10 protein-coding genes are annotated in these 13,355 nt (G+C 74.9%); 8 read left to right on the top strand and 2 right to left on the bottom strand.

Annotated features, from left to right (window positions below; translation table 11 throughout):
* The first annotated feature begins 14 nt into the window (after positions 1–14).
* On the top strand, positions 15–1,181 hold the full coding sequence (locus ACZ7LB_RS18295) for an amidohydrolase (protein WP_471469348.1): 1,167 nt from the start codon (positions 15–17) through the stop codon (positions 1,179–1,181).
* 187 nt (positions 1,182–1,368) lie between these two features.
* On the opposite strand, the gene ACZ7LB_RS18290 is transcribed toward ACZ7LB_RS18295, so the two are convergent.
* Complete coding sequence (locus tag ACZ7LB_RS18290) at positions 1,369–2,379, bottom strand: ABC transporter substrate-binding protein (protein WP_471469346.1); 1,011 nt, start codon at positions 2,377–2,379, stop codon at positions 1,369–1,371.
* A gap of 152 nt (positions 2,380–2,531) precedes the next feature.
* On the opposite strand from ACZ7LB_RS18290, the gene ACZ7LB_RS18285 reads away from it, so the two are divergent.
* Together ACZ7LB_RS18285 and ACZ7LB_RS18280 are read left to right on the top strand one after the other, a co-directional pair.
* Positions 2,532–3,329 (top strand): ABC transporter ATP-binding protein, encoded by a 798-nt coding sequence (locus ACZ7LB_RS18285; RefSeq protein ID WP_471469344.1) that lies wholly within the window; start codon positions 2,532–2,534, stop codon positions 3,327–3,329.
* Between the two features lie 148 nt (positions 3,330–3,477).
* Positions 3,478–4,725, top strand: a complete 1,248-nt coding sequence (locus ACZ7LB_RS18280; protein ID WP_471469343.1) for a CynX/NimT family MFS transporter — start codon at positions 3,478–3,480, stop codon at positions 4,723–4,725.
* Positions 4,726–4,782: 57 nt separating this feature from the next.
* Here the strand turns inward: ACZ7LB_RS18280 and ACZ7LB_RS18275 are convergent, their stop codons facing one another.
* A complete protein-coding gene (locus ACZ7LB_RS18275) occupies positions 4,783–6,102 on the bottom strand; it encodes an MFS transporter (protein WP_471469342.1) in 1,320 nt (439 codons plus the stop codon).
* A 637-nt stretch (positions 6,103–6,739) separates the two neighbouring features.
* On the opposite strand from ACZ7LB_RS18275, the gene ACZ7LB_RS18270 reads away from it, so the two are divergent.
* The 5 genes from ACZ7LB_RS18270 (at position 6,740) to ACZ7LB_RS18250 (ending at position 13,151) form a co-directional block, all read left to right on the top strand.
* Positions 6,740–8,710, top strand: coding sequence for an ATP-binding cassette domain-containing protein (locus ACZ7LB_RS18270; RefSeq protein WP_471469541.1), 1,971 nt, complete (start codon positions 6,740–6,742; stop codon positions 8,708–8,710).
* 256 nt (positions 8,711–8,966) lie between these two features.
* Positions 8,967–10,961 (top strand): APC family permease, encoded by a 1,995-nt coding sequence (locus tag ACZ7LB_RS18265; protein WP_471469539.1) that lies wholly within the window; start codon positions 8,967–8,969, stop codon positions 10,959–10,961.
* 90 nt (positions 10,962–11,051) lie between these two features.
* Complete coding sequence (locus ACZ7LB_RS18260) at positions 11,052–11,852, top strand: GDSL-type esterase/lipase family protein (protein ID WP_471469340.1); 801 nt, start codon at positions 11,052–11,054, stop codon at positions 11,850–11,852.
* Positions 11,842–12,501, top strand: a complete 660-nt coding sequence (locus tag ACZ7LB_RS18255) for a TetR/AcrR family transcriptional regulator (RefSeq protein WP_471469339.1) — start codon at positions 11,842–11,844, stop codon at positions 12,499–12,501. Before ACZ7LB_RS18260 ends, ACZ7LB_RS18255 begins: the two co-directional genes overlap by 11 nt.
* Positions 12,502–12,635: 134 nt before the next feature.
* Positions 12,636–13,151 carry a twin-arginine translocase TatA/TatE family subunit gene (locus ACZ7LB_RS18250; protein ID WP_471469337.1) on the top strand — a complete coding sequence of 172 codons (516 nt, stop codon included), beginning with the start codon at positions 12,636–12,638 and terminating at the stop codon, positions 13,149–13,151.
* Positions 13,152–13,355 lie beyond the last annotated feature (204 nt).

Raw genomic sequence — 13,355 nt, 5'->3', positions numbered from 1 at the left:
CGGAAGAGGAGCAGATGACCGACGCCCGCGCCACCGGCGCGCCCACCGCCCCCGGCCCCGAGGACCTCAAGTCCCGTGTACGCGAGGAGATCGAGCGGCACTCCCGGGCACTGATCGCCCTCAGCCGCCGCATCCACGGGCACCCCGAGACCGCGTTCGCCGAGCACCGCGCCGCCGCCTGGTGCGCCGGAGCGCTGGCCGAGCGGGGCTTCACGGTGACGGCACCGGCGTACGGACTGGAGACCGCCTTCGAAGCCACCCTGGGCCGGGGCCCGTTGACGGTGGCGATGGTGTGCGAGTACGACGCCCTGCCGGATCTGGGGCACGCCTGCGGGCACAATCTGATCGCCGCCGCCGGGGTCGGGGCGGCGCTGGGCCTCGCCCCGTTCGCGGACGAACTCGGGCTGCGCGTACGCGTCCTGGGCACACCGGCGGAGGAACGGGGCGCCGGCAAGGCGCTGATGCTGGAGGCGGGCGCCTTCGACGGGGTGGACGCCGCCATGATGGTGCATCCCTGCCCGTTCGAGATGTCCGACTTCCGCTCCTTCGCGCTCGGCACCCTGTCGGTGTCCTACACCGGCCGCGCCGCTCACCCGAGCCTCAATCCGCACGAGGGGCGCAACGCCGCCGACGCGCTGACCGTGGCCCAGGTGGCGATCGGCCTGCTGCGCCAGCACCTTCCGCCCCAGTGGCGGGTGCACGGCGTCACCACCGAGGCCGGCAGCGCGCCCAACGCGATCCCGGAGCGGGCCCGCGCCGAGTACGAACTGCGCGCCCTGGCGTCCGAGGACCTCGCGGAGCTGCGCGAGCGGGTGGAGGCGTGCTTCCGCGCGGGCGCCCTGGCGACCGGGTGCGAGGTGACACTGGAGCGGCCCGAGCCGGACTACCTGGACTTCCGCGGCGACCCCGCGCTGACCGCCCTGTGGGAGGCCAACGCCAGGGCGCTCGGGCGTCCGGAGCCGGCCGGACGGCCGCCGTTCGCCTGCACCGACATGGGGAACGTCTCGCACGCGGTGCCGTCGATCCATCCGGTGCTGGACATCAGCGGCGGTGCCTGCGGGCCGCACGAGGCCGCGTTCGCCGAGGCCGCCGCGGGCCCGGCCGGGGAGCGCGCGCTGCTCGACGGCGCGACGGCGATGGCGTGGACCGCCGCCGACCTCGCGCGGGTCCGGCGCGCCTGATCACCGCCGGACCGCGTCCGGCCACGCGGTCCGGACGCGGTGCCGGCCTGCCCCGGCGGACACCGCGCCCGGACACGCCGGCCGGCCCCCGGCCGCGTCCGGGCGGCGGTGCGCCCGGGGGCCGGGAGGACGGCCCGCCGGTCCGGGCCGAGGACCCCGGAGCGGCCGGCCGCCGGTCAACGGAGCGTCAGGAACCCTTCAGCGCCTCGCTGATGTCGTCCATGACCACGTCGGCGGCGAGCGGGCCGCCGCGCGTCGACCAGACGGAGCCCTCGACGGTGACGACATGGCCCTTCTTGACCGCGTTCAGCTCCTTGTAGGCGGGCTTGGACTGCACGTCCCCGAGCGCCTTCTCGCCGTCGGAGGTCAGGGTCGACAGGAACAGCCAGTCGCCGTCGATCTCGTTGATCTTCTCCAGGCTCAGCGACGGGGTGTGCGCGTTGCCGTCCTTGTTCTGGTTCTTGGGCCGCTTCAGGCCCATCTCCAGGGCGATCCCGCTGGCGAACTGCTTGTTCTCCATCCAGCTCGGGCCGTCCGGGTTCCAGCGGACGATGGACACCTCGGCGCCCTTGTTCGCGCCCAGCTTCTCCCCGGCCGCCCTGGCCGCCGACTCGTGGTCGGTGATGACCTTGTTGGCGGTGTCCAGCTTGTTCAGGGCGTTGCCGATGCCACGGAAGGAGAGCTTCCAGTCGTCCGTGGGTGCCATGGTGACCAGGGTGGCCGGGGTGATCTCGCGCAACTGCTTGAGCACCTGCTCGTCCTGCATGTCGCCGGCGAGGATCAGGTCGGGCCTGGCGGCGACCACCTTGTCCATCACCGGCTGGAGCAGGTTGCCGACGACCTCGATGCCCCCGACCTTCCCGGCCAGGTAGGCCGGGGGCTTGTCGAGGCCCTGGCCGTTGGTGATGCCGACCGGCTTCACCCCGAGCGCGAGGACCATGTCCAGGTCCTCCTGAGTGAGCGTCACGATCCGCTGCGGATCGGCCGGGACCTCCACCGCGCGCCCGGTGGCGTCCTTCACCGTACGGGTGCCCGAGGCGGCGGACCCCTTGTCCCCCGCCCCCTCGGCGTCCTTGGTCCCCGAGCCGCCGGAGTCCGATCCGCAGCCGGTCAGCAGCAGTGCCGCGGCCCCCAGCGCCGCCGCGGTCCGGACGGCGCGGCGCGGCAGCATGGGGGAGGGACGACGGGGCAGGGTCATGGGGAACTCCATGGTTCACGGGGACGTACGACGGCGGCGGGGGACGCCGACGGCCGCGGGCCGCCTCACAACCCCCCTGCTGCGGATAAGGTTAGCCTTACCTCATGCCGGTCCGGCAAGGGGATCGTCTCACTTTCGAAAGGACGGTCCAGGTGGAACTGCGCACCGAAGGGCTCATCGCGGGTTACTCCGGCCGAACGGTCGTCAGCGGAGTCGACGTGACCGTGCCCTCGGGCCGGGTCGTCGCGATCGTCGGGCCGAACGGCTGCGGGAAGTCCACGCTGCTGCGCGCGATGGCCCGGCTGCACGCCCCCGAGGCGGGCCGGGTGCTGGTCGGCGGGGAGGACGTCTGGCGGATGCGCCAGCGCGAGGCCGCGCACCGCATCGCCCTGCTCCCCCAGTCCCCCCAGGCACCCGAGGCGGTCACGGTGGCCGGGCTGGCCCGCTACGGACGCCATCCCCACCAGGGCCTGTTCCGCCAGTGGTCCCGCGCGGACGAACTGGCCGTGGAGCGCGCCCTGTCGGCCACCGGCACCACCGGCCTGGCCGAGCGGCGCCTGGACGAACTCTCCGGCGGCCAGCGGCAGCGCTGCTGGCTCGCGATGGCCCTCGCCCAGGAGACCCCGGTCCTCCTGCTGGACGAGCCGACCAGCGCCCTCGACATCGGCCACGCCGTCGAAGTCCTCGATCTGGTACGGGAGATCGCCGCCGACGGCCGTACGGTCGTGATGGTCGTGCACGATCTCGCCGCCGCCGCCCGGTACGCCGACTCCCTGGTCGCGATGCGGGACGGCCGCGTGGTCGCCTGCGGCGCGCCCCGCGACACCATCGACGCCTCCCTGGTCCGGGAGTTGTACGGGGTCGACGCGGAGGTGCTCACGGCCCCGTCCGACGGCTCCCCGGTGGTGGTTCCGGTCGCCCGCACCACCGCCGCGGCGACTCCCCGCTGAGTCCTCCGCCGCCGGGTGCCCCGCCCGGGGGCACCCGTGGTCCGGACGCCCGGCGCGGCAGAGCGGACCGGGAGGAGGCGTGGTGCTCCCCGGGGAGCGGTGGCAGAGTGCCCTGATGCCCTCGCCCGCAGCAGAAGGAAGAAGCCCGGTGGCCCTCCCGTCCAGCTCCCCGCCGGACCTCGCGCCGGCCCGCCCGGCGCCCGCGCCGCACCGCCTGCGCCGGGCGGGGCTGATCGCCGGGATCATCCTGGTCTCCGTCAACCTGCGCCCGGCCATCACCAGCCTCGGCCCCCTGCTCCCGCAGATCCGGGCGGACCTCGGGCTCTCGGGCACCGGCGCCGGCCTGCTCACCATGCTGCCGGTGCTCTGCCTGGGCGCGTTCGCCGCCCTCGGGCCCACCCTGCGGCACCGGTTCGGGGAGGACCGCGTCCTGCTCGGCTGCCTGCCCGTGCTGCTCGTCGGCATCCTGCTGCGGCTGCCGACCCCGACCGCCCTGCTCTACGGGGGGACGGTGGTGATCGGCGGGGCCATCGCGGTGGCCAACGTCGTCCTGCCGAGCCTGATCAAACGCGAGTTCCCGGACCGGGTGCCGCTGATGATGGCCACGTACACCATGGCCCTCACCTTCGGCGGCGCCGCCGCTGCCGGAGCGGTCATCCCGCTGGAGCGCGTGGCGGGCACGGACTGGCGCGGCTCCCTCGGCCTGCTCGCCGTCCCCGTCGCCGTCGGCGCCCTCGCCTGGCTGCCGTACGGGCGGCACCGGGTGCGCGGGGGCGGCGGTGTCCGGCGGGCCACCGTCGCCCCGCTGCTCCGCGACCGGCTGGCCTGGCTCGTGACCGCCTTCGTCGGGCTGGAGGCGCTGCTCGCCTACGTGACCTTCGGCTGGCTGCCCGCGATCTGCGTCGACCGGGGGCTCGGCGAGGAGGCCGCCGGGTACATGATGTCGGCGATCACCTTCCTCCAGGCCGCCGGTTCCATGGCCGTCCCGTTCTTCGTCGGCCGGGGCGGGCGCGGTCAGCGCGGCTTCTGCGTGGCCGTCTCCCTCGGCACCGCCGCCGGGCTGACCGGGGTCGTGCTCGCGCCGATGTGGACGCTCTGGTTCTGGGCCCTCGTCCTCGGCCTCGTCGGCGGCGCCGCCTTCAGCCTGGCGCTGACCCTCATCGGCCTGCGCGCCGGGGACGGCGACAGCGCGGCGGGGCTCTCCAGCATGTCCCAGGGCATCGGCTACGCGCTCGCCGCCGCCGGACCGTTCGGGATGGGGGTGCTGTACCAGGTGACCGGCGGCTGGGGGGTGCCGCTGGCCGTGCTCGTCGCACTCTGCGTGCTGATGGCCGTCATCGGGCTCGGCGCGGGCCGCGACGCGACCCTCTCACCGGCCTCCCGGCCCGCTCCCTGACGGCGCGGAGGGCCCTGCCCCCGGCGGGGCGGGCCCTCGACGGCGTGCCGCGGTCCGTCAGGATGGTTCGGCGACGGCGGCCGGAGCGGTCCCGGGGACCGGGGCCGTCCCCGGAGCGGCCTGCGGCGCGGCGGCGCCGGGAACGGCGGCCGGGGCCGTCCCGTCCCCGGGCTCCGGGGTGCGGCGGACCAGGGGCAGCAAAACGGCGGCGAGCAGGGCGGTCACCCCGCCGAGCACGCCCACGGCCGCGGCCAGGCCGCTGAGCGCGCCCTTGCCCGCGAGGAGGACCAGCGGGCAGATGAACTCGCCGAGGAAGAACGCCGACATCCACAGCCCGGTGCCGCGGCCCCGGTCGGCGAACTCCAGCCGGGACATGGCCAGCGTCAGCAGCGACGGCAGCAGCAGACCCGTGCCGACGCAGTTCAGCACCGCGCCGGCGATCAGCAGCGGCAGGCTCCCGGCCAGCCCCATGACGACGAAGCCGGCGCCGCAGAGCAGGAAGACGGCCGGCAGCCGGCGCCGGGGACCCCCGGTGAGCCGGGTGAAGAGAATCGATCCTGCAACGGTGGCGGCGCTGGCGACGGCGGTGACGGCACCGATGGCCCCGGTGTTCTCCACCCCCAGGTCGTCGAGGAGGTACGCCATCTCCACCGGCACGGTGTAGAAGACGACCGCGCCGAAGACGGTCAGCAGACAGACACCGGCCATGCGGCGCACCGGGAAGGGCCGCCGCCCCGCCCCGGCGGCCGGAGGACCGGGTGCCGCGGCCGACGGCGCCGGGTCCGGCAGCGCCCTGGCCATCACGGGGGCGAGCAGCAGGCCCACCGCGTACAGCCAGAAGGGCACGCGCCAGCCGGCCGCGCCCAGCGCGCCGCCGAGCACGAAGAACAGGGTGGCGGAGGCGGCCGAGCACATGGTCTGGAGGGCGAGGTACCGGTCGCGGACCCTGCCGGTGTAGTAGTCGCCTATCAGCGTGGTGCAGGCGGTCATGATGGCCGCCTCGGTGACACCGAGCAGGACGCGGCTGACCAGGATGCCGTGCAGCGAGCCCATCCACAGCGGGACGGTGCCGAACACGGTGTAGAGGACGGTGGCCACGACCAGCAGGCGCTTGCGGCCGAAGCGGTCGAGGACGAACCCGGCGAACGGCGCGAGCAGGGCCAGGGACAGCGCCGGGACGGTGAGCACCAGCGGCACCAGGGCGGCGCTCCCGGCGACGTCGTCGAAGTGGTCCTGCATCCGGGGCAGTACGGGGGCGAGCAGCACCGCGCCGAGGATCGGCAGACAGCTTCCGGCCATCAGCAGGACGGCGGGCAGTCTGCCGCTCACATCGGAACGTCTTCCGTCCGGGGCGGGCGGGGCGGCGGGAGCGGGCATGCGGGCACTCCAGGGAGTGAGGCGGGGAAGGCGGCACCACGTTACGGGACGAAGATCCACCGAGAGAAGGCAGTCGCCGACATACAGTCACATCGTCTTCACCGGCTCGGCGTTCCAGGGGCTCGGTCCCGCCTCCCCGGGGCGGCGGACCCGGCGGCGCCGGACACCCCCGGTACGGCCGGGGACTCGGACCGGTGGACACCCGAAGACGGCGCCGGTCCCGCACATCTGACGCCACGTCACTCACTCCGACACGTCCCCGGTCCGCCGCCGCTCCGGGGCCCGGCGCTCCCCCGCCGCGGCCACCCTCGGCGTTTCGGCCATCGGGCTCACGCCCGGAGAGCCCACGGGGCAAGGGTCGGTGTACGCCGCACCTTCACGAACCGCTCAGCCCCGGGCCCGCGGCGCGACCGAAAGACATGTGTTCGAAAGCCGGGACGGGTCGTTGGACCCGGCGACCGGATCACGACCGTCGATCGGAGGGCCGACGTTGACCTCACCCGGATCACACGAGAACGCGGAGCAGGACGGACCGCGGGACGACAGCGGGGACACGGAGCGGGGCGCCGCGCGCGGTGGGAGGCGGGGCGCCGGGCGGAAGGGGGTACGGGGCGGACGCGCCGGGGCGGGGGCCGCGATCTCCGACGCGGAGCGGGAGCTGTACGGCGGCCGGCTCCGCCACGACCAGGGCTACGCCCGGCACGAGGGCCCGCTGACCCGCCTCGGCTTCGGGCACATGGCGGCGGCGCTGCCGCGCATGATGGCGATGGTGCTGCGGACCGGCCTGCGCACCGACCGGCGGGCGCTGCTGGGCGTCGTGGCGGCCCAGTTCGGCCAGGGCGTGACGGCGGGATGGGGGCTGGTGGCCGTCAACGGCGTCCTCGCCCGGCTGTTCGCCGACGGTCCGACCGCCGGCAAGCTCCGTGACGCCCTGCCGTCCCTGACGGTCCTGGCGGCGGCCGCCGTGGCCACGGCCCTGCTCGCCGCCTGGTCGACGGCCATGTCCGGCCGCCTGGAGCCCCAGGTGGAACGGGCGGTCTCCGCGCGGTACTACACCGCCGTCACCCGGGTCGAGGTGGAGGCGACCGAGCGGCCCGAGGTGCAGCGGATCCTGGAGGCGGGGCGGTTCGGCACCGACTCCGCCCGCAGCATGCTCAGACTGTCCGTGGGGGTGGGCAACGTGGTGATCGGCATGGCCGCGGCCGCCGTGGTCCTGGCCTCGCTGCACTGGACGCTGCTGCCGATGCTGCTGGCCATCGCCCTGCCCAAGGGCTGGGGGGCGGTGCGCTCGGCGCGCCGCGACCACGTGTCGCGGCTCACCTGGGTCGACCACCGGCGGGCCGTCGCCTCGTTGCTGGCCTATCTGACCCGCCCGCACGCGGCCGGGGAGATCCGGGTGCACGCGGCCGGGAGCAGGCTGCTGAGCGGCTACGAGGAGATGTCCCGGCAGACGGAGGCGGAACAGCGGCGACTGGCCCGCGCCCAGGCCGGCACCGATCTGGTCGCGGGCGGCTTCGCCGGTGCGGCCTCGCTGGCCTGCTACGGGATGCTGTGGTGGCTGCTCGCCGGGGGCGGCCTCCCGCTGGCGGTCGGCGGCACGGCGGTGATCGCGATCCGCACCTCGACCTCGCGGCTGACCTCCCTGGTGCAGCAGGTCAACCGGCTCTACGAGGAACTGCTCTTCCTCACCGACACGGAGAACGCCATCGAGACGGCGTCCCGGCACGCGATCCCCCGGACGGGCACACCGCTGCCCTCGCCGGTGCGGGAGGTGCGGACCGAGGGGGTGTCGTACACCTATCCGGGCGCGGCCGCCCCCTCGCTCGACGGGGTGAGCGTGCGGGTGCGCCGGGGCGAGGTGACGGCCCTGGTCGGGGCGAACGGGTCGGGGAAGACCACGCTGACCAAGGTGCTCGCCGGGCTGCTGCTGCCCACGGAGGGCTCCGTGTGGTGGGAGGGCGCCTCGGGCGGGTCCGTCGAACTCCGCGCGGCCGACCGGGCGCAGGTCTTCGCCGCGGTCGGCCTGCTCGGACAGGACTTCCCGCGCTGGGAGATGACGGCCGCGGCCAACGTGGCCATCGGCGCGGGCGACCGCCCCCGGGACATGGACCGCGTGCGGGCGGCCGCCCGGGACTCCGACGTGCTCGATCTGGTGGAGGGCCTGCCGCACGGCTGGAACTCGATCGTGTTCAAGGGGTACGAGCGCGGCGTCCAGCTCTCCGGCGGGCAGTGGCAGCGGCTCGGCAGCGCGCGGACCCGGTACCGCGGCGCTCCGGTGCTGCTGGTCGACGAGCCCACCTCGGCGCTGGACCCGCACGCGGAGATCACCGCCTTCCAGGGGCTCTGGTCGCTGGCCCGGGAGGGGCACGCGGTCGTCCTGGTCACGCACCGGCTGGCCGCGACGATGAACGCGGACCGCATCTACGTCCTGGACGGCGGACGGGTCGTCGAGGACGGCACCCACGAGGAGTTGATGCGGCACCCGGACGGCGTGTACCGGGGCATGTTCACCGCCCAGGCCGCGCAGTACGGGCTCCCCGCCCCCGGTACGGACGCCGTGCCCGCGCCGCGCCCGGTCCTTCCCGCCCAGCACCGGGAGCCGCGATGACCCGGAACTGAGCCGCGGCGTCCCGGCCCCCGGGCCGGGACGCCGGGCCCCTCCCGTCGCCCGCGCCCGTACCGCACGGGTGTCCGTACCGCACGGGTGTCCGACGGACGAAACCGTGTCCGGCGCGGTGCGGCGGCACCGGACGCCCGGGCGCCCGCACCGCGCGTCGCCGCCCCCGGTGCCCATGGCACCGGTCTACGATCACGCCGTGCCGAGGGTGACCGAAACGCTGAAACGCCTGGTCATCGGGCGGGCCATGCGCAGTGAGGAACTGAGCGGGACGCTGCTGCCCAAGCGGCTCGCCCTGCCGATCTTCGCGTCCGACCCGTTGTCCTCCGTCGCCTACGCGACCCAGGAGATCCTGCTCGTCCTCACCCTGGGCGGACTGGCCTACCTGCACTTCACGCCCTGGATCGGGGCCGCGGTCGTGCTGCTGATGGCCGTGGTGGTGCTCTCGTACCGCCAGGTCGTCAACGCCTATCCGAGCGGCGGCGGTTCCTACACGGTCGCCACGACCAACCTCGGCCCCTCGGCGGGGCTGGTGGTGGGGGCCTCGCTGCTGGTCGACTACGTGATGACGGTGGCGGTGTCGGTGGCCTCCGGGGTGGACAACGTCATCTCGGCGCTGCCCTCGCTGGCGGGGTACCGGGTGCTGATGGCGCTGGGGTTCGTGGCCCTGCTGACGGCGATGAACCTGCGCGGCGTGCGGGAGTCCGGCCGGGTCTTCGCCGCCCCCACCTATCTGTTCACCGGCGGTGTGCTGATCATGGTGGGCACGGGGCTGCTCCGCTGGCTCCTCGGCGACGCCCCCGTCGCCGAGAGCGCCCGCTACGGCATCGCCCCCGCGCAGGGGGACGCGTCACTGGCCGGCGCGGCGCTGGTGATGCTGGTGCTGCGCGCCTTCTCCAGCGGGTGCACGGCGCTGACGGGGGTGGAGGCCATCTCCAACGGCGTGCCGGCCTTCCGCCGCCCCAAGTCGAGGAACGCCGCGACCACACTGGCCGCGATGGGGCTGCTCGCGGTCACCATGTTCGCCGGGATCACCACCCTCGCGATCATCGCCGAGGTCCACATCACGGACGACCCCTGCCGACTCGTCGGACTGGCCGGCTGCGGCGGGCACACCCAGCGCACCGTCATCGCCCAGCTCGCCTCGGCCGTCTTCGGGGGCAGCACCAGCCCCGGCTTCTACTACATCCAGGCGGCGACGGCCCTCGTCCTGATCCTCGCCGCGAACACCGCCTTCAACGGCTTCCCGCTGCTCGCCTCCTTCCTCGCCGAGAACCGCTACCTGCCGCGCCAGTTGCACAACCGGGGGGACCGGCTCGTCTTCTCCAACGGCATCCTGGCGCTGGCCACCGTCGCCGGACTCCTCCTCTACGGCTTCCGGGCGAACGTCAGCAACCTGATCCACCTGTACATCCTCGGCGTCTTCACCTCGTTCACGCTCTCCCAGACCGGCATGATCCGGCACTGGAACCGGGTGCTGCGGGCCGGGACCGACCCCGTCGGGCGCCGCCGCCACCGGCTGGCCCGAGCCGTCAACGCCACCGGCGCCGTGATCACCGGCCTGGTCCTGGTGATCGTGCTGGCCACCAAGTTCACCCAGGGCGCCTGGATCGCCGTACTCGCCGCGGCCCTGCTGTGGCTGATGATGCGGGGCATCCGGCGCCACTACGACCGGACCGCCGCCGAACTCGCGGTGACCGACCCCCGCGCCGAGAGCGTCCCGCCGTCCCGGGTCCACGCGATCGTGCTCGTCTCCACCCTCCACAAGCCGACCCTGCGCGCCCTGGCCTACGCCCGCGCCTTCCGGCCCGACACGCTGGAGGCGGTGACCGTCGCGGTCGACCAGGAGTCGCTGGCGGCGCTGCGGGAGCAGTGGGACGACTTCGGCATCCAGGTGCCGCTGAAGATCCTGCGGTCGCCCTACCGCGAGATCACCCGGCCCGCGGTGGAGTACGTGCGCTCCCTCCACCGCGAGGGCGCCCACGACGTCGTCTCCGTCCTGGTCCCCGAGTACGTGGTCGGCCGGTGGTGGGAGAACCTCCTCCACAACCACTCCGCGCTCTGGCTCAAGAGCAGGCTCCTCTTCATCCCCGGCGTCACGGTGACCAGCGTGCCGTGGCAACTGCCGTCCGCCGCCCATGTGAAGCGCCCCGTCGCCCGGGCCCCCGGCTCCGTCCGCCGCGGCGAACCCCGGTACACCCCCCGCCCCCGCCCGGCCCCGGACTCCCCGCGCCCGGACTGACTCCACGCCACCGCCCCACCGTCCGGCCCCGATCCGGCCGACGGGGCGGGCTCCCCTGACAAGACATACGGTCGACCGCACGCTTTACCGGTGGCCTCGACGCCCCCGACCGAAGAGACCGACCCCTACCGCCTGGCCCCGCTCGACGCCGCGGCGCTGCTCTTCGGCATGCCCTGGCGGCGCTACGCCGTGGCCGGGGACGGCCTGTCGGCGGGGATCGGCGACAGCGGCGCCGGGTACGGGGACCTGGGCTGGTCCGAGCGGTTCGGCCGGATCCTGACCCGGGTGCGCCCCGATCCGGCCCGGCTGAACACGGCGACCGCGGGCGCCACCACGGCCGACACCCTCGCCCATCAGATGGACGCGGTGCGGGAGTTAGCCCCCGACCTGCTCCACCTCCCCTGCGGCGCCAACGGCCTCCTGCGCCGCTCCCCCGACTTCGCGGGGATCGAACGGGACCTGCGCGCGCTGCACGGACGGGCCGCCGCGACGGGCGCGCTGCTCACCACGTTCACCCTGGGCCGCTCCTCTGCGGTGCCCGTCTTCGCCGACCGGTCCGAGCGCGTCACGGCCCTCAACGCCCTCACGCACGCCGCGGCCGCCGAACACGGCGCCGTGGTGGTCGACATGGGGGACCACCCCGTCAACGCCCGCGAGAACCTGATCAGTTCGGACGGCGCCCGTTTCGCCACGTCGGGACAGGCCGTCCTGGCGAGCGAGATGACCCGGGCGCTCGCCACCCGCCTGCCCCTCCGGCCGCACCGACCGGACCGAAAGGACCGCCCGGGGCCGAAGGGGCCCGCCCCGGGCCGGAGCCCCCTGGACCGGAGGGACCCGCCCGGCTCCTTCCGGACCGTCCCCAAAGGATACGATCGGCCGTATGGGTACTGAGGCGCGCACCGCCCCCGCGCACGGGGAGCGACCGGCGCACGGGGAAGCGCCGGACACCACGGACAAGCGCCTCCTCCGGGGGGCACGCACCCGCCGCGCCGTACTGCGGCGCGCCGTCGACATCGCCTCCGTCGACGGGCTGGACGACGTGACCTTCGGACGCCTGGCCATCGACACGGGGATGAGCAAGGCCGGTATCCAGACCCTGTTCCGGAGCAAGGAACTGCTCCAGCTCGCCACGGCCGACTTCGCGCGCGGCATGTTCGTCGACGCGGTCGTCCGTCCGGCGCGGACCGCGCCCCCCGGCGCCGCGCGGCTGCGCTCCCTGGTCGAGCACTGGCTCGCGTACGCCAGGATCCCGCTGCTCGAGGGCGGCTGCTTCCGCGCCGCCAACATGGCCCGTTTCGACAGCCGGCGGGGAGCGGTCCGGGACGCCCTGGTGCGTCACGAGCGGGAGTGGCGCAAGGCCCTCGCGGTGGAGCTGCGCACCGCCGTGGCGGCCGGGGAGATCGCGGAACTCGACGTCGGGCTCGCGGTCTTCCAGATCGACGCCGCCCTGTGCGCGGCCAACTCGGCGCTGCGGCTCGGGGACGAGGACGTGGTCGGCATGGTCCACCGCATCGTGGACGGCCTCCTGCGGAACTCCTGACCAGGGCCGCGCCCGGCCGGCCCCCGGGGCCGACCCCACTCCGGCACCCCCAATGATTCCTACACTTGCGCAATCTCTAAAGTGTAGGAATCCGCGGCGCGCGGTGGAGGGTGGGCGAGAGTGAGGGTGTCACGGTGTTCTCCGATGTCGGTCCGATGGAACTGGTCACGCTGGGAGCGCTCGCCGTGCTCCTCTTCGGCCCCGAGCGGCTGGCGGGTTCGCTGCGGACGGTGCGGCGGTTCCTGAGCGCGGTGCGGGAGATGTCCGACCGGGCCGAGCGGGACATCCGCGCCGAACTGGGTCCGGAGTTCCAGGACTTCCGCTTCGAGGACCTGCGGCGGCCCGACACCCTCGTCCGCAGGCACCTCCTGGACGACGACCGGCTGGGGCTCGACGGGGTCCGCGAGGCGCTCGACCCGAGGAGGGAACTGACGGAGATCGGGGACACCCTGCGGGAGGCGGCGAGCGGCGAGCCCGCACCGGCCCCCGCGGCCCGGGAGCACGTCACGGGCGGGACGGCGCCGACGGGGGGAACGCGGCCGGGCGGAGCCTCCCTGGGCGGGACCCCGCCGGGCGGCGCGCCGGCGGCCGGGAACGGGCCGGACGAGGGCGCCCGCACCGGCACGCCGTACGACCCCGACGCCACCTGACGGCGACCGGCGCGAGCGTACGCGCCGCCGGAGGGCGCGCCGGACCCGCACGACCCTCGCCCCCACCCCCGCCCGACCACGAAACCCGATCACCGCGCCGCACCCCCGGCACCCCCGGCACCCCCGGCACCCCCGGCACCCCCGGCACCCCCGGCACCCCCGGCACCCCCGGCACCCCCGGCACCCCCGGCACCCCCGGCACCC

The organism is Streptomyces sp. NPDC107521 (assembly GCF_055598485.1).
This window is presented reverse-complemented; position numbering and strand designations above follow the sequence as displayed.

Excerpts from the sequence above, each read along its gene's own strand:
- ACZ7LB_RS18290 (WP_471469346.1), bottom strand. The coding sequence starts at position 2,379 with ATGACCCTGCCCCGTCGTCCCTCCCCCATGCTGCCGCGCCGCGCCGTC.
- ACZ7LB_RS18275 (WP_471469342.1), bottom strand. The coding sequence starts at position 6,102 with ATGCCCGCTCCCGCCGCCCCGCCCGCCCCGGACGGAAGACGTTCCGAT.
- ACZ7LB_RS18255 (WP_471469339.1), top strand. The coding sequence starts at position 11,842 with ATGGGTACTGAGGCGCGCACCGCCCCCGCGCACGGGGAGCGACCGGCG.
- ACZ7LB_RS18265 (WP_471469539.1), top strand. The coding sequence starts at position 8,967 with ATGCGCAGTGAGGAACTGAGCGGGACGCTGCTGCCCAAGCGGCTCGCC.
- ACZ7LB_RS18295 (WP_471469348.1), top strand. The coding sequence starts at position 15 with ATGACCGACGCCCGCGCCACCGGCGCGCCCACCGCCCCCGGCCCCGAG.